Raw genomic sequence first — 22249 nt, 5'->3', positions numbered from 1 at the left:
TGGTAGGTGCTGCCGTTGCGGTGGGTGCTGCCGTCGCCGCCGGCGGTGGCGTTGTGGTAGGTGCTGCCGTTGCTGTCGGCGCTATAGTCGCCGCTTCCGCCGCTTCACTCCGGCATACATCGGCGAGTTCCAGATGAGGCGGAACCGCCCCGCCACTGGCATCACCCGGCCCCCATGCCCACCCGTGCAGATCGCCATCGCTCACCCGCACGCTACTCGCACCGAGGTTAGAGTAGCGCCACCCACCCGCTTCGCGCCGGTAGAAGGCCCAATACACCGCCCGACCCTGCTGATCGCGAGCACAGAAACAACTGGTGGCCGGATAATCACACCCTTCGCGCCCAATTTTGCATACCGCTGCGCCAATGCTGCTTTGCTGGCTAATGACCGGCAGGCCACTACGTTCGAGCAGCTCTAATCCGCTGATCGACGGCTCACTAAACTCGACGCACGCAGTAACAACTTCGCCATTGCCAAACCGCACGACTACTCCGGCGCGGTTAACCGCCGGTTGCGCGGCAGCCACGCCAGAGAGAAGCGCGATCGCGATTAAGCCAACAAGTTGAAAAATTCGCTTCATCGCTGTATGGGCACAGCAGCGCTGTGCCCTGCAAGCTATCTTCTCATTATCCTACCTGCGTCCGCCGCAACGCTTGCCCTGCCGCCAACGCCAGCAAGCCAGCCAGCGCCAGCAGCGGCAATAGCGGCTGTGCTTCGCCAGCAGTGCGCGGCAGCGTAGTCGCCGGCGCAATCAGGCTCTGCGCTGCTGGGATCGAGGTCGTCGCCACCGGCAATGCCTTCCCGACCAGCGCCGGAATAGCCTGATAGGTCGCGAGCGCATTATCATCGGGCATCGCATTTTGATAGCGGAACGCACCGCTGCTGTTTTGGAAGGCGGCCAACGCACTGAGTGGCGTCGCGTCGCTTTGCTTCCACGCTGCGCCGCTGGGATCTTCGCCGAGGGCAATGATGGCCATCGTCACCGCTGCCGTCGAGTTAGCATCGCTGGCATTGCCAAACGGCGATGTCTGCGAGTAGGGGAAGCCGCCATCAGGGTTTTGCTGGCCGCGCAGGTAAGCCCGCGCCGCGTTCAGCGCATCAGCGGCGCGGGCCCGGCCAGCCAGCGCCATCACTGCCAACGCCGTGGTGTTCGTATCGCTACCGGTTGCCGCCGTGCCATCAAAGCTCCAGCCGCCGTCGCGCAATTGCAGCGCGATCAGCCGGTCAATCGCCGCCGCTGGCGGTTGCACACCCATTGCCTTGATCGCTAATAATGCGAGCGCATGACCGTACACATCGCTACCGTACTGACCGGTCGTTGCGTTGTACGTTGAACCAAGCTGTTGGGCTAGATTGACCCCGCCGAAGTTGAGCGGATCGCTCTGAGCGGCGACGGCGGCCAATATCAGTTTGGCCGTCGCACCGGCTGATGAGGTGCCGTAGGTGGCTGCCTGCCCGGCGAGGTAGGTCACGGCATTGGCCGACGGTTGCTGACCACCAGCTACGAAAGCGACGATCGCGTCGGCTGTGTCACCCGGCCCAAAACCGGCAAAGCTCCCGTCGGCTTGCTGTTGACTGGCGACCCATTTCAGCGCCGATTCGACCGCCGTGCCCTGCGCAGCGACCGGCAGCCAAGCGGCGATACTCAACACCGTGGCAAGGAATAGTGCAAAAACCCGGCGCATCATGCAGATCCCTTTCGTTCAACAAAACATCACAATCCAACAGATCTATTGCCCCGACAACAAAAACCCCTTCCACGGCTGTGGAAGGGTGCGAAGGCAAGAAAGAACGCCAATCTTGCGCGCGCCTCACCCCCTTTCCAGCGCGGGTGTGATAGCGAACAAGCAGGGACGGGCATTCTGGCTCGTCGCCGATGGCGACCTACAGTAGCGTGGACTGCGCCGGCCTTTGACCGGACTTCCCCCAATTAAGCCCTTCGCTTCCTCCGGGCTCCCTGCTGGCGGGGTTGCTACCCCGCAATTACTTATATTCAATTGCGGCGATAGTACCATAATTGCTACCGTGCGTCAATGGAGTAGAGCTTGGCAATCTCCCTACTACCCTCTCGCTACAAGCGGCTTGCCCGTTTGTAGGCAAGGAGTAGGGAGTCGGGATTGTCAATCTTTCCCCATCTCCCTAACTCCCTCCCCATCACCGCAATTGCGCCAGCACCTCGGCCAACACCGCAATCGCCCGCTCGTATTCAGCCAGCTCGACGTGCTCGTCGGGGGTGTGGTCAAGGCGCGAGTCGCCCGGCCCGTAGGCGACGATCGGGCATTGCCACACCGGCCCGACCACGTTCATATCGGCAGTGCCGGTTTTGTGCAAGAAGGCCGGTTGACCGCCGTGTTGGCGGATAGCACGCACAAAGGCGCTGGCCAGCGGCGTGGTGCGTGAGCTTTGGAAGGCGGGACAGGCCCCTTCAAATCCTACCTCTGCCGGGCCGGCCAGCCTGCGCACGGTCTCGGCTAACTCGTGCGGATCAATGCCGGGTGGGAGGCGCAGACCAACAGTCGCTTCTACCCATTCACTGATTCCGTCGCTGCCACTGCTCACGCGGCGCAACGAGGGGATCAACTGCTCGAACAGTCGCTCACGCCCCGCATTCACATGCTGACAATGTTGTTCAACTGCACGCCAAAAATCAACCATCTGCTCAGGTGCGGCACGCTGTTCACCAGCGCTGTGGGCAGCCGGCTGCTGATACCGGTAGTGCGTCAGCAAGCGTCCTTTATACCCCAGCGTGATCCGATCCCAACCGCTTGGCTCGCCGATCACGCAGAATGCCGGACGATACCGGTCACGGGCGGCATGTGCGCCGCGCGAACTGGCCGCCTCTTCCTCGGTTGCACCGATGATCGCCAGCCGACAGTTAAGCGTGCCGGCCAATTCGGCCCGCCGCGCCGCCCACACAAACGTTGCCAGCGGCCCTTTGGCATCAACCGCGCCTCGTCCGTACAGTTTACCATCCTCGATCCGCACCGGCACCTCGCCCGGCACAGTATCAATATGGCCGAGCAACACCACCAGCGGCCCACTTGTGCCCACATGCCCAACCGCGCTGCCCGACTCATCAACGAATGCTTCCCAGCCAAAAGCCGCCATCTGCTCGACCATCACCTGCACCGCCGCCGCTTCGTGGCCCGATAACGATGGCGTGCGCAAGAGGCGAATGAGAAATTCAACCGCTTCATGCATTATCAAACTCTCCTCAGCGATAACCTAACAGAGGTATTGTTACTCACTACTTCCTCACCCTATGGTATCATGCACGATATATTTGCCGAATCCCCACCTATACTGGAGATAATATGTCCGCATCATTCGTCTTTAACGCCGACCTACGCAGCCTTAAACAGATCCGGCGTTTCATCACTGATGCGGCCAGCAATATCGGCGCTCGCCGGGATAGTATCGACGATGTTGTGTATGCGGCTAATGAGCTGATTTCCAATGCGATTACCTACGGCTATGGCGGCCAAGCTGGCCCCATTTGGGTCGATGTCTGGAACGACGGTGATATGCTGTGTGTGCGCATTTGCGATGCCGCGCCGGCCTTCAACCCGCTCAATGTGCCGCTGCCGCGCAATCTGATCGGGCGCGGCCAGCAACGCGCCGGCGGGTTGGGGTTGTTTTTGTCGCGCCATCTGCTCGATGATTTACAATATCGAGTATTGCCTCAGGGTGGAAATGAATTAATACTGGTGAAGTGGAATGCTTTTTAGCGGTAACTGGCCATGATTATCGAGAGCACTATTAGCCAGCGCGAGTTTACGCGCCATGCACTGAGCCGTTATTTTCGCCGGCCGATTTTCTACGTGTTTGCGTTTGTCGCCGCTATCTTGACCGCATTCGTGATCTACGATCCGAGCATCCCGCAAGCGCCAGCCCTGATCGGCGGCTGGATTCCGTTTCTGGTCTACGCCATCACCGGTTTTGTCCTGATCTACCGCCAGAGCCGCAACTGCGATCTACCGATTTACCAGCCAACTCGTTACGAATTGGGACGCGAGACGTTGATCGTCAGCGCACGCAGCGGGCGCAGCGAGATTCCATGGTCGAAGGTGCGCGCGTGGCGCAAGCTTGGCGGTGTTTACGAGCTGCAACTGATCAATGGGCAGGTGTTGCTCATCTCGGCCCGCGCGATTGGCCCCCGCCAAGTAGGCGCTTTCGAGCGCATGCTGCGCAACCGGATCGAGCCCAAGCCAGAGCCGGGGGTGTTCGATGAGCCAGCAGCATGAGATAGATGAGCGCTTACCGCCGTTGGCGCTTGACTCGGCCCAACCGCAGGCGATTTCTCCCACCGATCTAGCCCAGTACCTGCGGCTCGATCAGTGCCGGCGCTATCTGCGCTTGCGCCTGCACGAACGCCGGAAGGAGCTGAGTTGGCTGCCCCGCTACGGTATGTCGCTTCAGCCCCTCCCGCCGATGCTGACCATCGCTGGGCGCCAGTTTGAGCAGGAGATCGAGGCGCAGGTGCGCAAGCGGTTTCCGCAGGCGATTCACTGCGCGCAGCGCCGGCAACAGGGTGTTCCCAACTTTTTGCTGTCTAATCACAATCATATCGTTATTGACCAGTTGCGGCATCTGACGCCCAACACGACCCACGTGCTGTTTCAACCCCGCTTAGCCGCGCGCGTGTACGGCTGGGAGATGAGCGGCGATGTCGATCTGCTGTTGCTATCCTGCGATGATGCCGGCGCTTGCCATGCGATCATTATTGACACCAAAAGTTCGGCGGCAGCCAAGATCGAGCACCGCTTGCAGTTGGCCTGTTACCAACGTCTGCTCGAACAGATAACGGGCGATGCCGGCGTGACGCTGGCTTCCATCCGGCTTGGCGTGCTCTATCGCGGTGAGACACCATCACCGCAGCATACCCCTGCTGAACAGCGGCGGGTGGCCAATGAGCGCCAGCAGGCATCTGATCTCCTCGGTGTGACGATTGCTCAGCTTGAGCTGATTGCCGATCCTGCCCCTTACCTCGCCGAGATTGAGACCCTGCTCGATGGGTCGACATCGATTTTGGCGACTACCGCCACTGCGCCGTTTGCCGAGTTGCCATTTCATCTCACTGCTAAGTGCGATGGCTGCCTCTATAACGAAGTGTGTATGCGCTGGGCTGCCACCCACGATGACCTCTCACTTATCCCGTCGCTCACCGAGCCGGAGAAGGCAGCTTTACGCGCGCACGGTATTACCACCACGAACCAACTGGCTCTGCTCAAAGAGTTCGATGGCGAGCGGTTGATCACGCCGGACAGCCACCGTCCATTGATTAACCAACTGCACAGCCATCCCATATTGGCCCCGCGTCTCGATGAGTTGATTCACCGCGCCCGCGCGTTTCGCCGCTGGCGTGGCGATCGGCTCACAGCTACCGCTTATCTGCCCTACAAAGGCCATAGCTCGTTGCCTGCTGTAAGCGCCGATTTCCATCCCAACCTGATCGCCGTCTATCTTGACCCGCTTTACGACCATACGAAGGGCATGCTAGTGTTGCTCGGTGCGCTGGTGGTTGGGTATAGAAACGGTGTCCCCTCTCAGGAACGGACACTGATCAAATTACTCGACCAACCGCCGCAGTTGCCAGCCGATGAAGGGAAGTTGCTGGAAGAATGGATCAATGAACTCTTGCAGGCGATTGTTGCGGTGGCTGATGAGACTCGGCAAGCGCCTATCCATCTAATCGTGCCCGATTCGTTCAGTTTGCAAAACCTGCTCGACGGGCTGGCCCGCCACCCTCAAGTCTTTGGCTCGACCCCACTCTACGATCTGGCGGCGCAGAGCGCCGGTTTTGAAGCGCCGATGGTAACGGTGCTAATCAGCGAGCGCCGTCGGTTCCGCAACGACCCGCTCGCCTACGACTCGTTGGCGCGCTTGGCGTACATGCAGCGGTTTGATTGGGGCGAGTATCGCCGGCTCTTCTACCGGCGCGTGTTCGATGATCTCGGTAATGACAAAGATTTGGGCTGGTATACCCGACGGGTACGCTTCAACAATCAGATACCTCTTGAATATGTGTATGCAGCGTGGGATGCATTACCGCCGCCACCCGGTCACGGCAATGACGATTTGGTTGATTACCGGCGAGTCAAGCGGCAAGATGTCATCAACTTTGTCGAGAAGCGGCTACATGCCATCGCACTGCTGGTCGATCAAGTACCGCGCAATCCGCGCACAACCAAACCGGCGTTTGATCTCTCGTGCATTGTCAACTACTCACGACGGGCGCATACTTTGGCCGATGCGCTGGCCGAATTTCTGTTGCTCGAGCGGTACGTGGCGCTGGTGACATGGGGGCAGCAGCATCTGCCGCCGCCCGAACAGCGGGTACTGGCCGGTACTAGCCTGATTGTGCGCTACGAGTTGGAAGATCAAGACCCGGCCTTGCTCGAGACGCTGGCCGAAAACGAGCGCCGGCAGGCGTTGAAGGCTGAATTGACCGGTGGCCGGAAAGGGGTGCGGTTGAAGGCCGAGCAGAAAAAGCAGGTCGAGCCGCTGCCGCTGCCTGATGTGCCGCTGTGTCTGCGGATTGATCTCAGCGGTGTTGAGTGCGATCTCGCAACAACACTGCGCTTGACTAGTCTCTCGCCCGGCGATAAGGTCATTCTCGCGCCGCGCTGGAGCGTTGATGAACGGTTGCCACCCGACCAGCGCGAACCGTTCACCACCACGGTTCGCCAACTGCTCTATCAGCCACGGGCGACGCTGGTTGCGATTGAAGCAGACGGACGGGTGTTGCTGAAGCCTGAACATCGCTATAGCACAGGCGATCGACGGTTCACCTTCAACAGCAATTGGCGTTGGCCGCAAGCCGGCGAGCTGTATACGATCGAGGCCGATCCCAACGACATCTATGGCCAGCGCTGTATGGAGGTAGTGCGGGAATTGCAGAAAGGGGCAGTCAATGCGCTCTACGTGCGCTTGAACGATCCCGCCGGGGTGCGGGTCGCGTTGCCGGAAACGGCGCAAACTGGGCACGACCAGTTCGTCGCGGGGTTGCGTGTGTTGGCCGAGGCTGGTGTGTTGCACCCCTTTGATGAGCACCAGATGGATTACATTGCCAACTATGGCGATGCTCCCACCTTGCTGGTGCAAGGCCCGCCCGGCACCGGCAAGAGCTACACGTCGGCCTTTGCCCTGCTGGCCCGCATGCAAGGCTTGCTGGCTGCCGGCCAACCCTGCCGCGTATTGCTCAGTTGTAAGACGCATGCTGCCACCGATGTGCTTTTGCGCAAGATTGGCGAGGTGCAAGCAAAGCTTGCCATCGTGCGCGACCAACGCCCTGAACTGTTCGCTGCCTATTTTGATGAACGACTGCTGACCATACCCCTTTTTCGAGTTCGTCCTAGGCAGAATGCCGAACCATCGTCGGCTGTGCAGGTCATCGACAGCATCAGCCCGATCATTGATACATCGGCCTGCTTCGTCGCTGCCACACCGTTTGCAGTGGCGTCGTTGCTGCGGCGCGAGCAGTGCTACCACACCGAACCCTTTGCCGATCTGCTGCTGCTCGATGAAGCATCGCAGATGAACTTACCTGAAGCCTGTATGGCGGCATTGGGCCTCAAAGCCGAGGGGAGGCTGATTGTCGTCGGCGATCACCGGCAGATGCCGCCGATTGTGCAGCACGAATGGCGTGGTGAGCGTCGGCGCACCTTCCAAGCCTACCGCGTCTATGCCTCGCTGTTCGAGACCCTGCTCAACCTTGATCCACCGCCGCCGCTGGCGCGGTTGGTCGAGAGCTTCCGCCTGCACCGCGATCTGGCCGCGTTTCTGCGCCGCGTCATCTACGAACAAGACGGTATTCCCTACTTTTCGCGCCGTGTCACCACTCTGGCTGTCGCCCAGATTGCTGACCCTATGGTTGCTGCTGCGCTCCATCCCAACCATCCACTGGTAGTTATCGTCCACGACGAGGCGCAGAGCCAAGACAGCAACCCCTTCGAGGCGAGCCTCATTCGGCCACTGATCGAGACATTAGTTGGACAGCTTGGCCTCGATGCCGCCACCGGCATCGGTATCGTCGTGCCGCACCGCGCCCAACGGCTGACGCTGCGCGAAAAACTGCCTGAGATTATGCAGGCGCTCTTGATCGAGCACGATGGCGCGACCGTCGATACCGTCGAGCGCTTCCAAGGCGATGAACGCGACGTGATCATCGTCTCGGCCACCGAGAGCGACCCCGACTACCTGCGCGCCGCCAGCGGCTTCTTGCTCGATCCGCGCCGGCTCAATGTTGCTCTCAGCCGCGCGCGCCACAAGCTGATCTTAATCGCCGCCCGCACCGTCTTCCAGCTCTTCGCCACCGACGAAGAGATCTTTCAGCACGCGCAACTGTGGAAACGGCTGCTGCGTGACACCTGCCGCGTGCTGCTCTGGCAGGGTGAACGTGATGGTATTGCCGTCGAGGTGTGGGGGAACCTTCAGGGAGCAGGAGCAGAGGAGAGGTGAAGGTACGATGTACCCTGCTCTCCATTCGTTCGCTGACCTATTTCTCCCAACCTTTGCCCTGAAGAGAGCGAGCGTCGTTTTCCTTCCCCCCGCTCCCCACTGGGGAGCGGGGTAGGGTGAGGGGACAATACATAACGTATGACCACAGTGTCTGGGGTTGGGTTTTAGTGGTGGGGCGCAGCACCGCTGCGCCCCTACCATATTCCTGCCCGCAACATATTTGCACAATCATCGCACTGTTTATCACAAGCAAAAAGTCATTGCAGTGGCTGATCAGCGGTGTTATGATTAGGTTAATAACTTCCTTGTCAGTGCTGCGCCGAGACTGACGCAACACAATGAAGAACGGCGAGGTCGCCATATGATCCAGAAAGAAGATGTCGTCATCCGCGTCGCCGGTGAAAGCGGCGATGGCAGCAGCGCGACTGGCGAGATGCTAGCACAAGCGGCTGCTCGCTCTGGCCTCCACGTCTTCACCTTCCGCACCACTCCGGCTGAAATAAAGGGCGGGCCGGTGATGTTTCAGGTGCGCGCTTCCAACAGCCCAGTCCGTTCGATGGGTGATGCGGTTGATGTGCTGTTCGCCTTTAACCGCGAAGCGTGGGATCTCCACCACGCCGATATGGCCCCCAATGCCGTTTTACTCTACGATCCCGAAGAGCTTGACCTCCCTGCCGAGTTTACCGGCATCGCGTACCCGGCCCCAATTGGCCAAATTGCGCAAGCCGCCGGCAACCGGCGCGGCAAGAATGTGGCTGCGCTCGGTTTGGTAGCGGCGCTGTTTGGTTTGGGGTTGAATAAACTCGAAGATATTGTGCGGGCCAAGCTAGGCAAGAAAGCCGATCTGCTCGAGTCGAATCTAGCCGCGCTGCGGGCCGGTATTGAGTATGCCCACCAGCTTGAAAAACGCGATCCGTTCTGGATGGAATCGACCGGCGAACACGACCGCTACGTAATGACCGGCAATCAGGCGATTGTGGCCGGCGCATTGCATGCCGGGGTCGAATTCTTTGCCGGCTATCCAATCACTCCTGCCTCTGACATTATGGAAGGCATGGCGGCAATGTTGCCCCAGATCGGCGGCGGCTATATGCAGGCCGAAGATGAGATTGCGTCAATTATGGCGTGCATCGGCGCATCGTATGGTGGCAAGCGCGCCATGACTGCTACCTCCGGGCCGGGGTTGTCGCTGATGAGCGAGGCGATTGGCTACGCTAGCATGGCCGAGATTCCGGTAGTGATCGTTGATGCGCAGCGCGGCGGCCCGAGCACCGGTTTGCCGACCAAGATGGAGCAGTCAGACCTGAATATCGCCCTCCACGGCGGCCACGGCGATAGCCCGCGCATTGTGCTGGCGCCGGCCAGTGTCGCCGAGTGTTTCCATCTGACGGTTTGGGCCTTTAATCTGGCTGAACAATATCAAACACCGGTGATCGTGCTGAGCGACTATTCGCTCTCGTTCCGTACCGAGACAGTTGAGCCGTTTGATCTGAGCAAGTATCCGCGTATCGACCGGTTGCGGCCCGCGGGTGCGTTAGCTCCCAAACAGTATCGCCGCTACGAGCTGACCGCTAATCTGGTCTCGCCGATGGTTGCTCCCGGTGTGGCCTATGCCCAGTACACGGCGACCGGTCTCGAACATAATGAGTTCGGCAACCCCGATTATACGCCGGCTACTCATACTCAGATGACTGAGAAGCGGTGGGGTAAATTGGCGCCGTTGCAGCAATCACGCGAATATGTGCGCCGTTTCGGCGCTGAGCGGGCTAAGGTTGGGATTATTTGCTGGGGTACTACCGCCGGTCCCGCTCGTGGTGCAGTTTATCTGGCCGGTCAAGAGGATTTGCCGGTGGCGCTGCTGCAAGTGCAGATGCTCTCACCGCTGCCGGTTGACGCGATCAATGAGTTTCTCGAGCAGGTTGAGATCGTGTTGGTGCCGGAAGTCAATTTCCAAGGCCAGTTTGCCAAGCTCTTGCAGGCTGAACTCGGCATTAAGGTACGCTCGTTGACCAAGTATACCGGCATGCCATTCTCGCGGCTTGAGATTCTGCGCCAGATTCACGCTCTGTACGGCCTAGCCGAGCCAGTGCTGGTTTAATTGGGCTTTGCCGCATTCTGTATGGGTAACACATCGCCTTGCCTCAACAATATCAGATCAACAAGGTCACACCTATGACAGCCGTACCAATCACTTCATCGCCTGTTATTTACAAACCGTCTGATTATCGCAGCGATCTGAAACCGATCTGGTGCCCGGGTTGCGGTGATTACGGCGTATTGGCTGCTATCCAACAAGCATTGGCTGCTGCGCAGATCAATCCGAAGGATTTGGCCGTTGTTTCCGGCATTGGCTGTAGCTCGCGTTTGCCCGGTTTCTTGCAAACATACGGCCTGCATACGGTTCATGGTCGGGCCTTGCCAGCAGCTATTGGCTTGAAAGTCGCTCGTCCTGATCTGACAGTGATGGCTGTCGGCGGCGATGGCGACTTCTTTAGCATCGGCTTAGGCCATCTGCCCCATGCGGCGCGACGCGATCTCGATATCACCGTGGTGGTGATGGACAACGCGATTTACGGTTTAACCAAGGGCCAAACCTCGCCGACCTCGCCGCGCGGCCATGTCACCAAGAGCACTCCTTATGGCCAGTCAGCCCAACCATTGCATCCGCTGGCTATCGTGCTCTCTAGCGGCGCGTCGTTCGTGGCTCGTGGCTTCTCTAGCCAGCCAAAGCAGTTAGCCGAGCTGATCAAGGCCGGCCTTGACCATCGCGGCTTCGCCTTTATTCACGTGCTCAGCCCGTGCGTCACCTTCTACGACACCTACAAGCTGTATAAGGAACTGGTCTACAACCTGCCCGATACGCACGACCCATCCGACCTCGATGCGGCGATGCACTACGCAGTTGAGAGCGAACGGCTGCCGCTCGGCATCTTCTACCGCCGCCCACCGCTCGAACCGTTGCCGCGCCCAACGCCTAAGCCGTTCGATACCCAAGCCTATTTGAACCGGTTCCGGGCGTAATGCTGTAAGCAGGCGCAAGGGGCGGGGAACGGCCCGCCCCTTGTCGTTGTGAGTTGCAGAGGGGCAATGCTGCGCATGGCCCTGCGTGGCGACGCGATTCCCCGCAAGCCCGGATGCCACCCGCTCAGGCATGGCTCTCGCTTTAGCCGGAGATTGCTTCAGGCGCTACGTCCCCTCGCAATGACAACACAGGTTCGCCACCGCGCAAGAACATAAGAGCACGAGCGTGTATCATGGTGACGGCTTACATGACACGCTGTTTATGCGACACTCCTATGCCTCGTCTTTATCTCTGTATGGGGCCTCATTGCCGCAGCCGGGGCGCTACCGATGTGTACGCCGCGCTGGAACAAGCCCTCTGGCAAGCCGGTTTGGTAGGAAAAGTAGAATGTATTACCAGTGGTTGCCAAGACCGTTGCCAACGCGGGCCGAACCTGCTCGTGCAACCCGGCGGCAGGCGCTGGCATCGTCTTACTCCGCACCAGATCAGCGCTCTCGTCGCCTTGCTCAGTGATACCGGTGTATAATGCTAGCGCGCATCGCGTGATGTCTGTAAACCCATCACGCTCGCACGTTCATTCAAACACCATCGGGTTGGCAACACATTCGTGAGAATCGCTGTGCGACAGGCTCTGATTCGACACCGTGCATGGGTCGCCCGCCTTGGGCTGGCGGCTATTTTACTGTTGGCGCTCTATTTCCGTGCCCTCAACTTGTTTGGTTGGGATTCCGGCACCGGCCAGCATCCCGACGAACGGTTCTTTACTTACGTTGCCTCAACGGTTCGTCTACCAAGCGATCTTGGCGAATTCTACGACTCGAGCCGCTCACCGTTCAACCCGCGCAGTTACGAACAGTTTCCGCTCTATGTGTACGGGCCGATTCCTATCATGTTGACCCGTGTCGTGGCGGTGATGCTGACCCCAGCCGATGCACTGCCAGCACAGGTACTCTCTCTGAAGGGGCCGCCGCGCGTCGGTGCCGATCCAACTGCACCGAACGAACGGCGTACCGATTATGGCCCGCCTGTGCCAAATCCTGAACGGAACTGGCCGCGCCTCACGCTCCTGCTGCCATGGCTGAATCCGACAGGCGTCAATCTCACGAGTTATGGCGAGATTGTGAAGGTTGGGCGCGGACTGACGGTGCTGTTCGATCTCGGTAGCGTTCTGCTCGTCTACCTGATTGGGCGCCGGTTGTTTGGCCGGCGCGTTGGGCTGCTCGCTGCGCTGTTTGCCGCGCTGACAGTGATGCATATCCAGCAGAGCCATTTCTTTGTCGATCCGGCTTTTTCGACCTTCTTCTGCTTACTTGCACTCTACTGGACGGTACGAGCAGTGCAAGGTGGCGGCTTTGCGGTGTACGGCGCGCTCGGTCTTAGTATTGGTGCGGCGATGGCCAACCGAATTACGATGGCAACCATCGGCGGCTTGGCGATTGTCGCGGCGCTGATTGCCGCCCAACGCGCGCTGCGCGGGCAACCGTGGCCAGCCGTCTTCGACCGCTTCTTCCACCGCGAGATCTGGCTGCTGATCATGGCCGGTGCCCTCACCATGCTGAGCTTCCGCACCCTTGCCCCCGACGCGTTCATCGGCTCGCGCGCCGATTCGCCGCTGATCGAGGGGCCTTCGATCTTGCATGGCGCTGGCTTCCTTGATGTCCGACTCGACCCGCGTTTTCGCGACAATCTCACCACAGTGCGGGCATTGGTGACGGGCGAATATGATTTTCCGCCGGGCCAGCAATGGGTAGGTCGCCCAGCCTACCTCTTTCCATGGAGCAATATGGTACTGTGGGGGATGGGGCCGCTGTTAGGATTGGCGGCGTGGGGCGGCTGGCTGCTCTTTGCCGCCCGTTATGCCCGGTACGGTTGGCAGTGGGCGCTCCAACCGTCACCTGTCGTTGGCCGGCCATGGCATCCGGCGTGGGTCTTGTGGGCTTGGGTCGCTTTCTACTTCGCGTGGCAGGGTAACCAGTTTGCGATCACGATGCGTTACCTGTTGCCGATCTACGGCGCATTAATCGTGCTGGCGGCATGGGCGCTGATAACGGCAGCACGCTGGGGCCGGCGCTGGTTGTATACCACCTCAACGACGCGACTATCCACCCAAGGACTACAGGCGTGGCGCGCCCGCCTAGGGCGCGGGCTGGCATGGGCGGCCCGGCTGGCGCTGCCAGCGGTACTGATCGCAACTGCGGCTTGGGCCTACGCCTTCTCACGCATCTATACCGTCCCTCACTCGCGGGTGCAAGCGGCCCAATGGCTGGCCGAGCACGCCTCGCCCGGTAGCTATGTGATTTCAGAACGCTGGGATGACCCGTTGCCACTGCAAGCTACGTCGATTGCCGCGTGGAATATTACCTTCTTTGGCATCGACTCATCGCCTTACGCTGAAGATGAGCCGGCTAAGTATTTTGGCAGCGGCGGCGAACCCGGCTTCCTCGATCAGCTTGACCGGGCCGATTACATTACTCTGACCAGCAACCGCGTCTACGATAGCACCTCGCGCTTGCGCATGCGCTACCCGGCGCTGATGCGGTATTACCACAGCCTCTTCACCGGCGAGCTAGGCTTCGAGCTGGCGGCAGAGATCACTTCCTACCCAACGATTCTTGGTATTCGTATTCCCGACTGGATGGCTGAAGAGGCATTTAGCGTCTACGACCACCCGCGAGTGTTGATCTTTCGTAAGACACCGCTGTACAGTCGTGAACGCGCCGAACGCCTCATAACCAACGATGTCGAATGGGGCGAGGTCTACAAGTCGCCGCTGCAGATTGCCGACCGTAACCCAACTGCGCTCCGCTTTTCCGAGAGTGTCTGGCCGCAGTACGCTGCCGGCGGTGAGTGGTGGTCGTGGCTCGGTACCAGTCCCTTCGCGCCGGTGCTGTGGGTACTCTGGCTAGAGGCGCTTGGATTGGCAGTGTTCGCCGTGATCGGGCCGCGTCTGCGCGGGTTGCCCGACCGTGGTTTCACGCTGGCCAAGATCATAGGCCTGTTGCTGGTCGCCTACCTTGCATGGCTGGCCGGTAGCCTGCGCCTTGCCCCCTTTGCGCCGGCCACTCTCTGGACGATCGGGCTGGTGGTGTTGGGGATAGGAGCAGTGGTTGGCTGGCGCGCTCGCGAGTCGCTGCGCCAACTCTGGCAAGAGCGTTTTATGGCGTTGTTCGTCGCTGAATTGCTCTTCATCGGGTTTTTGTTGCTTGGCCTCACCTTGCGCTGGTTCAACCCTGACCTCTGGCATCCGGCGCGCGGCGGTGAAAAGCCGATGGATTTCGCCTATCTCAATGCCGTCTTGCGCAGCGCTGCCTTCCCGCCGCTCGATCCATGGCATGCCGGTGGCTACATGAACTACTACTACTTCGGGTTTGTGCTGGTCGGCGCGTTAATCCATCTCAGCGGAATCGCACCGGCAGTGGGCTATAACCTTGGCGTGGCGACGATCTTTGCCCTCACCGCCTTGGGCGCGTTTGGCATCGTCTATAACCTCCTCGCCGCGCGCGTGCCATCCGCTCGCCGTGAACGAACAGCGCTCGTGGCCGGATCACTAGCTCCCGGCTTGATGCTCCTGCTCGGCAATTTGGCGCAGGCCGGCTGGTTCCTTAGCGGTTATGCCGCCGAGCAAGCCACGAAAGGGCGCTACGAGTGGGCCTTCTGGGACGCAACCCGGATTACGCCGGGTACTATCAACGAGTTTCCTTTCTTTACCTTCCTCTTCGCCGATCTCCATGCCCATATGATCGTTATGCCGCTCAGCCTCGCTGCGCTGGGTCTGGCGCTGGCATGGATGGGCAAGGGTGCGGCGCGGCAGTGGTGGCTGATTGGGCTAATGGGGGTGGTGGCGGGCGCGATCCGGGCCACCAACACGTGGGATTACCCCACCTTCATTGGGTTGGCGGGGTTGCTGCTGGCGTTGGCCACCGGACGGCGCTGGCGGCGGGCGGGACGTGGTTGGCCAGCTACCGTCACAGCGGCGCTGGCTGTGGCGATGACCCCGGCACTGCTCGGTAATCTGTTCTTTGCGCCGTTTATCGCCAACTTCGCCACTGAGTCGAGTGGGATTGACCTCTGGCGTGGGCCGGGCCTGACCCTGCTCGAGACGGTCGTAGCCGCTGAACGCACCACTACCAGCCAACTGCTGCAAATCGGCGGTCATTGGCTGGCAATGTGGTTGGCTATGATCGGGCTGTGGGCATGGCGGCGCGGTATTCATCTGTTGTTCGTCATTGGGCTGCTGGCAGTGCTGCTGGTGGCATGGACGCTCGATTGGCCGGCCATCATCCCGCTCCTCGCCGTGCTGGGGGTGGCTGGTTGGATCGCATGGCAACTGCGCTCGCGCCCGCTGGTCATCGTCGTCCCTGTGCTGTTCGCTTTTAGCGGGATTGGGCTGTGGGCAATGGTTGAGGTGATCGTCGTGCGGGGCGACGTAGGCCGTATGAACACCGTCTTTAAGTTTGGGCTGCATGCGTGGATATTGCTGGCATTGGCGACGGCAACAGCCCTGCCGTGGCTGTGGGCGGCAACGAACCGGCTACCGCGCCAAACGAGCTGGACAGTGCGAGCCTTTGTGGGAGTGCTGCTCGCAGCCGGGTTGGTCTACCCTATCACGGCTACGCCTGCCCGTATCGCCGACCGTTGGGATCCGGCGGCGCCGCGCACACTCGACGGCATGGCCTTCTTTACCAACATCACGGTGGCCCGCGCTGGCGCTCCCTACTCGCTTGATGAAGACGCGGCGGCGATTGATTGGCTGCGTCGCAATGCACGTGGCACGCCGATCATCCTCGAAGCCCACCAACCCTCATACCAGTGGGCTGGTCGGATCGCCACCTTCACCGGCATGCCCACCCTGCTCGGCTGGGAATGGCACCAGATTCAGCAGCGCAACGCGGTCAACGCTAGAGCAGTGATTCATTACCGACAGCAGATCATTGCCACTATCTACAATACGCCTGATCCCGACACCGCATTGGCGGCGCTCCGGCGCTACGGCGTTGAATACATCTATATTGGCGGCGTTGAACGGCAACTCTATCGTGCCGAAGGACTGGCCAAGTTCGCTACGCTGGCCAACCGCGGCGACGCCGATATCGTCTTCCGGCAAGGCGAGAGCGTGATTTACCGGCTGCGCACTCCCGGCCAACCGCGCATGCTCACGAACGACCTGCCGATCCGCCCACCGAGCGTGCGCACCATCCCCGCCCTCGAATTGGTGCAACCGGTGCAAGAGCTGCCGGCAACGGGCCGGTTGGGTTGGAATACGTTGCTGAGCGAACAACAATGGCTGGGAGTCGTGGCATGGCTACTGGTCTGGTATCTGATCGCCGGCCTTGGCGTGCTGCCAGCGTATGCCGCGCTCGGTCGAACCGGGTTGGCGTGGGCGCGGCCCGTTGGTTTGATCATGCTCGGTTATGCCATCTGGCTGCCGACGAGTCTGGGTCTCTGGCGTTACGATACCGTAGGTATCATTGGCGGACTGTCAGTAATGGCCGGGATCACGCTTGCGCTCTGGATGCGCGGTGTGCGGCCTGACCGGGTTGCATGGCGCGCAGTCGTTCCCGGAGAAGTCATCTTTTTGGCCGGTTTTGCGGCGATGACCGTCATTCGCGCGCTTAATCCCGATCTGTGGCATCCGATTTGGGGCGGTGAAAAGCCCATGGAGCAAGGATTCCTCAACGCCATCTTGCGCAGCCCGATCATGCCGCCTTACGACCCGTTCTACAGCAACGGCTACATCAACTATTACTATTACGGTCTCTATCTGATGTCGCTGCCGATCAAGCTGCTCGGTCTCGATCCGGCGATCGGCTTCAATCTGGCGCTGGCCACTCTCTTCGGCATGTTGCTGGCTGGTGCGTATGAACTAGGGACGCGGTTGGGTGAGCGGCGACGGTACGGGTTGGTTGCGCTGGCCTTGATCGGGCTGGCCGGCAATCTCACCAGCCTGATCGCAGCGGGATGGTCGCAAGGCGCTAACGGTTTACGTCTGCTGCTCAGCGGTAATGTCGGCCTGCTCGGCGATTGGTTTGTCGGGCCGAGCCGGGTCATTCCGTACACGATCAACGAGTTTCCGCTCTTTAGCTTCCTCTACGCCGATCTGCACCCGCACCTGATCGCATTGCCGCTCTCGCTGTTAGCGATCGCTTGCGCGTGGCAATTGATCTTTGGCAAAGGGCGCACGATCTGGGCGCTGAGTGCGCTGACCCTCGGCACACTGGCCGTCACCAACTCGTGGGATTTCCCAACCTACGGGTTGCTGGTTGGGATCACCATCATTGCCGGCGCAGTGCGGCGTGCTGGTTGGCGCTGGCCGGTGATCACGTTGGCTGCGGCGAAAGCGATTGGGCTAGGGATCGGATCACTCGCGCTCTTTGCTCCCTTCTTCGACCGCTATTGGCCGATGGTGGGTGGGATCGGGCTGGTAACAAGCCACGTCACCCTGCCACTCGACTACATCTTGCTCTATGGTCTGCCGCTAACCATCGTCATACCGGTGATCCTTGGCGCGGCGTTGCAACGCTGGCGCCGGCATCTGCCGGCACAGTCGTGGACACTGCTGCTGAGCGGAACTGGCATCGTGCTCATCGTCAGCGCGGCGCTGCCTGAATGGGCACTGCGGATCAGCCTATTGGCGCTGCTGGCGATGACTACCTTGCTACTGGCACGGCGGGCTGCCGGCGCACCGGCATGGTACGCGCTGCTGCTGGCATGGCTAGCATGGGCCATCTCGCTCGGTGTCGAAGTGGTCTATATCCGTGATCATCTCGATGGCAGCGACTGGTACCGGATGAACACCGTCTTTAAGTTCGGCTTGCACGTTTGGGTGCTGCTGGGGCTAGCCGCTGCCGGTCTCTTGCCACGCATGCTCGTGTGGCTTAATCATCGCGGCGGCCAACCAGCAACCGCCGCAGCGCTCGCCGTTATTGCCATTCCCGCATTGATCGCAGCTAGCTACGTGCCGGTCGCCGTGCCTTCGCGGCTCGTGACCCGCTTCCCGATAGAAACCGGCCCTACGCTCGATGGTATGGCGTTTATGGAACAGGCCAGCTTCACCTATGACTGCAACGCATTTGGTGGATGTGCGCCGGGTACGACGATGGTACACGTCGATCTGCGTGGCGACGCGGCGGCAATTCGCTGGCTTAACCAGCAGATCAACGGTACGCCGATCGTCGCCCAATCGAGCCTCTGGTTTTACCGCGCCTACGGCATTCGTGTCGCGGCGGCCACCGGCTTGCCTACTGTCATCAGTGCCCTCCACGCCGATGAGCAGCGCGATCCGGTGGTAACCAGACGGCGCGTGCGCGATATTGAGACCTTCTTTACCACCAACGATCCCGAAACGGCGTTGCGGATTTTGGCTCGCTACAATGTCGATTATGTCTATATCGGCAGTGTCGAGCGCGCCTTCTACCCACAGGGTATGGAAAAGTTCACCGTCTTGCGCGACCGCTACCTGCGTCCGGTCTACGAGCAAGATGGCGTTGCGATCTATCAAGTGCGGCCCTTGCCTGACAGCTACCGGCTGTTGCGCGCGGAAATGCCGGCGGCGGCCCAACCGCCGCCACCACCACCTAACGAACCAGCGGTCGATCTGTCCGAGCTTGAGGTCGCCGTCGCTGCGCAACCTACCAACGCGCCGCTAGCCTTTGGGCTGGCCGAAGCCTATCGCAAACAGGGACGATTGTTCGAGGCGGCTCAAATCTTAGCTACTGCAGCGGCTGCGAATCCCGATGATGTCGGGCTGCATCACCTATGGGGTGATATTTTGGCCGATGCCGGTCGGTATGATGAAGCGGAGCAGGCGTACCTTGCTGCGGCCCGGGCTAGCCCAACGGCAGGTAACTATAACAAACTCGCGACGGCGTTGATCGACTGGGGAAGACTTGATAAGGCCGAGCTTGCGTTAGGCCAAGCGATGAGTATTGACCCGGCGTTGCCTGATCCTTATTTCCAATTGGCCCGTGTCTTTTTGTTGCGTAACCAGACCACACTCGCCAAAGACGCCTTACAGCGCTACCTGCAGCTTGCCCCTGACGGGCCGTGGGCCGGAGAAGCACAGCGCATGCTGGCGAACCTGAACGGAGGGCAACCATGAGCGCGGTTGCCGGCGAAGTCTTGATCTGGTGGGTGATTGGTCTTATCTTCGGGCTGGCGGGCTGGCCGGCAACTGCGCGCCTTTTCGGCCATCTGCCGGGAGCCGGTGCTGCCTTTGCTCGCCCGCTGGGGTTGCTGTTCACCGGCTTTCTAGCATGGCTGTTAGCAATGTTAGGACTCGGCCGTTTTGAAGCACCGCTGATCGTCATCTGTCTGGCGATCATTGCCGGCAGCGGCTGGCTCTGGCTTTGGCGCAGCGAGCAACGACGGCTGCCGCCACTTGGCCCAACGCTGGCCGGCGAAGCGATCTTTCTGACCACCTTGCTCGGCGTGGTCTGGCTGCGTGCCCACGACCCCACCCCGTGGGGCACCGAACGCCCCATGGACTTCGCTTTCTTCAACGCGATCCAGCGCAGCGGCTTCTTCCCGCCCAACGACCCGTGGTTATCCGGCTACAGTATCAACTACTACTACTTCGGCTACTTGCTCATGGCCATCCCGGCTATGCTCAGCGGCTTGCCGCCGGCAACTGCCTACAACCTCGCGTTAGCGCTGCTGGCCGCGATGACCGCACAAGGCGCGTTTGGTGTGATCAACGCCCTGCTCGGCTTGTTGCATCGCCCGCCGCCAGCCTTGATCCGCAGTGCGCTGGGTGTGCTCGGCGCTGCGATTATTTTGTTAGCCGGCAATCAATCTGGCGCGATCCAAGTGATCGTTGGCGATGAACGGGCGGTAGTGCTCGATGACCGTCAGCTCCTTGCTGCACTCGGGCAGGCCCTGCGTGGCGAGACCTTCATCACCTTACCCTACCCGGCCCAAACCGCAACTTACGATTTTGGCACGGTTGACGGATGGCGGCGGGCTGATACATGGAACGACTTCAACTGGTGGTGGCCATCGCGCTCGCTCTGGGACAGCTATCGCGTCGCTGGGGATCCGCCGCGCAGCGAGCGGCGTTACACTATCACCGAATTCCCCTTCTTCAGCTTTCGCCTCGGCGACATGCACCCGCACGTGATGGCGCTGCCCTTCGCGACACTGGCGATGGGGTTGGCGCTAGCGGTAGCGGCGCAGAGTAGCGGAGCTTCCCTGCCTATCAATGGTGCGCTGTTCCCTGCCGGACGATCTGGCTGGCTGTTGCGCGCTTTGCACGGGGTGATCCTCGGTAGCTTGTATGCGATCAACAGTTGGGATCTGCCCACCTATCTGCTGCTCTACTGGGGCGGGTTGGCGCTGGCTTGCCGGCGCGACGGTGCTGCGTTTCCATGGCGGGCATGGCTGCGCGAAGCGGTGATTGTGGCGGTGCTGGCTTTTGCCCTCTTTCTGCCGTTTCACCTCACCTTTCGCTCGCCGGTAGGTGGGGCGACGCCGTGGATTGACCTGCCAATTCTTAGTCGGCTAACTAGTATCATTGGTATCTACCTCGGCGAACGCAGCGGCTGGCACGAGTTTATGATCATCTTCGGCCTGATGGCGCTACCGATCATCGCCGGCAGCTATCTTTACCGCTCACCAGAGAACGAATCGTTAGCCGGCTTAGCAATGCCGCGCTGGGTGCTGTGGCTGCCGCTCATCCTCCTCACTGTTGGTCTGCTGATTAATTTTCCGTTGCTGGCGCTGGCCGGTATCACGCTGTGGGCAAGCTGGCAGGCACTCAATGCCGCCGAACCCGGTTTCCGCTTCGGGTTGCTGCTCGTGGCGTTGGGTAGCGCCATCTTGTTTGGGGTTGAGATCGTCTACATCCGTGACGTGTTCGAGGGGCTTTCCTCCCGAATGAATACCGTCTTTAAGTTTTACTATCAGGTCTGGCTGATCTGGGGCGGGCTGGCCCCAGTCGGGCTGTGGTGGGTATGGGCGCAGGCGACGGGTTGGCGGCGGCTAGCGGCGAGCCTGATCAGTGCCGGCACAGCTCTCTTGCTGGCCGGCGCGCTAGTGTACCCCTTCATCGTCACCCGTGACATCAGCCGCGGGCCGTTGCGCGGCCTCAATGGCTATACCCCCCGCGAGCAAACCGCCGCCGGCTTAGCCTCGCTGGCGTGGTTGCGCTATAACGTACCGGCGGGCAGCGTGGTACTTGAAGCAGCGGCGGTAGAGAATGACGCCGCAGTTGTGGCCGGCAGCGAACCACCGCGTTGCGGCGGCTCGTACAACTGGCAAGGCTTCGGCGGGGTGGCGGCAGCGAGCGGGCATGCCACTGTGCTGGGTTGGGTGGGCCACGAAATGCAGTGGCGCGGCGGCGACCCGGCAGCGCTGGCCGAACTCGGCCCGCGTTGTGTGGCCGTTGATGCAATCTACCGCAGCGGTGATCGAGATCGAATCCGAGCCTTAGTCGATAAATACGGGATCGACTACATTTATGTTGGTGCGCTTGAACGTGAACAATACCCGCCAGAAGGGCTAGCTGCGCTCGCACAGATCGGTGAGGTTGTTTTTGCTCAAGACGAAGTGGTGATCTATCGGGTAAGGCGATAGCATCCCTCACTCTCGCTCGCGCCTCTGTACCGGTAACGTAAGGCCGAGCGATGAATCGCATCGCTACAGCACACACTCGCCATACGCAGAACGACCGCCCGGTCGTCCCGTTGCGCGAGCTTGGTTGCTTGAAATACATCGTGAAGATAGTTCAACCCGATACAATTCTCTTAACCATCAAACTAAGGGTATACTACC

At 60.4% G+C, this 22249-nt stretch carries 11 protein-coding genes and 1 riboswitch; of the genes, 8 read left to right on the top strand and 3 right to left on the bottom strand.

Features of this window, described 5'->3' with window-relative positions; genetic code table 11:
* The 3 genes from Q1A59_RS15295 to Q1A59_RS15285 all read right to left on the bottom strand — a co-directional run.
* On the bottom strand, positions 1–580 hold a 580-nt coding region (locus tag Q1A59_RS15295), incomplete at its 3' end, for a hypothetical protein (protein WP_299645205.1).
* Positions 581–626: 46 nt separating this feature from the next.
* Complete coding sequence (locus Q1A59_RS15290; protein ID WP_298402441.1) at positions 627–1688, bottom strand: prenyltransferase/squalene oxidase repeat-containing protein; 1062 nt, start codon at positions 1686–1688, stop codon at positions 627–629.
* Positions 1689–1833: 145 nt separating this feature from the next.
* Positions 1834–1975, bottom strand: a riboswitch (cobalamin riboswitch).
* 179 nt (positions 1976–2154) lie between these two features.
* Positions 2155–3201, bottom strand: coding sequence for a [LysW]-lysine hydrolase (locus Q1A59_RS15285; protein WP_298402442.1), 1047 nt, complete (start codon positions 3199–3201; stop codon positions 2155–2157).
* 113 nt (positions 3202–3314) lie between these two features.
* On the opposite strand from Q1A59_RS15285, the gene Q1A59_RS15280 reads away from it, so the two are divergent.
* The 8 genes from Q1A59_RS15280 (at position 3315) to Q1A59_RS15245 (ending at position 22051) form a co-directional block, all read left to right on the top strand.
* Complete coding sequence (locus Q1A59_RS15280; RefSeq protein ID WP_298402443.1) at positions 3315–3728, top strand: ATP-binding protein; 414 nt, start codon at positions 3315–3317, stop codon at positions 3726–3728.
* 12 nt (positions 3729–3740) lie between these two features.
* Positions 3741–4244: a YcxB family protein gene (locus Q1A59_RS15275; RefSeq protein WP_298402444.1), complete on the top strand. Its 504-nt coding sequence runs from the start codon at positions 3741–3743 to the stop codon at positions 4242–4244.
* Complete coding sequence (locus Q1A59_RS15270) at positions 4228–8460, top strand: bifunctional RecB family nuclease/DEAD/DEAH box helicase (RefSeq protein ID WP_298402445.1); 4233 nt, start codon at positions 4228–4230, stop codon at positions 8458–8460. Before Q1A59_RS15275 ends, Q1A59_RS15270 begins: the two co-directional genes overlap by 17 nt.
* Positions 8461–8821: 361 nt before the next feature.
* Positions 8822–10558 (top strand): 2-oxoacid:acceptor oxidoreductase subunit alpha, encoded by a 1737-nt coding sequence (locus Q1A59_RS15265; protein WP_298402446.1) that lies wholly within the window; start codon positions 8822–8824, stop codon positions 10556–10558.
* Between the two features lie 74 nt (positions 10559–10632).
* Positions 10633–11481, top strand: a complete 849-nt coding sequence (locus Q1A59_RS15260; protein ID WP_298402448.1) for a 2-oxoacid:ferredoxin oxidoreductase subunit beta — start codon at positions 10633–10635, stop codon at positions 11479–11481.
* A gap of 275 nt (positions 11482–11756) precedes the next feature.
* Positions 11757–12008, top strand: coding sequence for a (2Fe-2S) ferredoxin domain-containing protein (locus Q1A59_RS15255; protein WP_298402450.1), 252 nt, complete (start codon positions 11757–11759; stop codon positions 12006–12008).
* A gap of 93 nt (positions 12009–12101) precedes the next feature.
* Positions 12102–19580, top strand: a complete 7479-nt coding sequence (locus Q1A59_RS15250; RefSeq protein ID WP_298402452.1) for a DUF2298 domain-containing protein — start codon at positions 12102–12104, stop codon at positions 19578–19580.
* Positions 19577–22051, top strand: coding sequence for a DUF2298 domain-containing protein (locus Q1A59_RS15245; RefSeq protein ID WP_298482769.1), 2475 nt, complete (start codon positions 19577–19579; stop codon positions 22049–22051). Before Q1A59_RS15250 ends, Q1A59_RS15245 begins: the two co-directional genes overlap by 4 nt.
* The last annotated feature ends 198 nt before the right edge of the window (positions 22052–22249 follow it).

Origin of the sequence: uncultured Chloroflexus sp. (genome assembly GCF_937951745.1) — a bacterium.
In the GTDB taxonomy this organism is placed as follows: Bacteria; Chloroflexota; Chloroflexia; order Chloroflexales; family Chloroflexaceae; genus Chloroflexus.
Note: the sequence above shows the minus strand (reverse complement) of the source record. Positions and strands in the feature narration are given on the sequence as shown.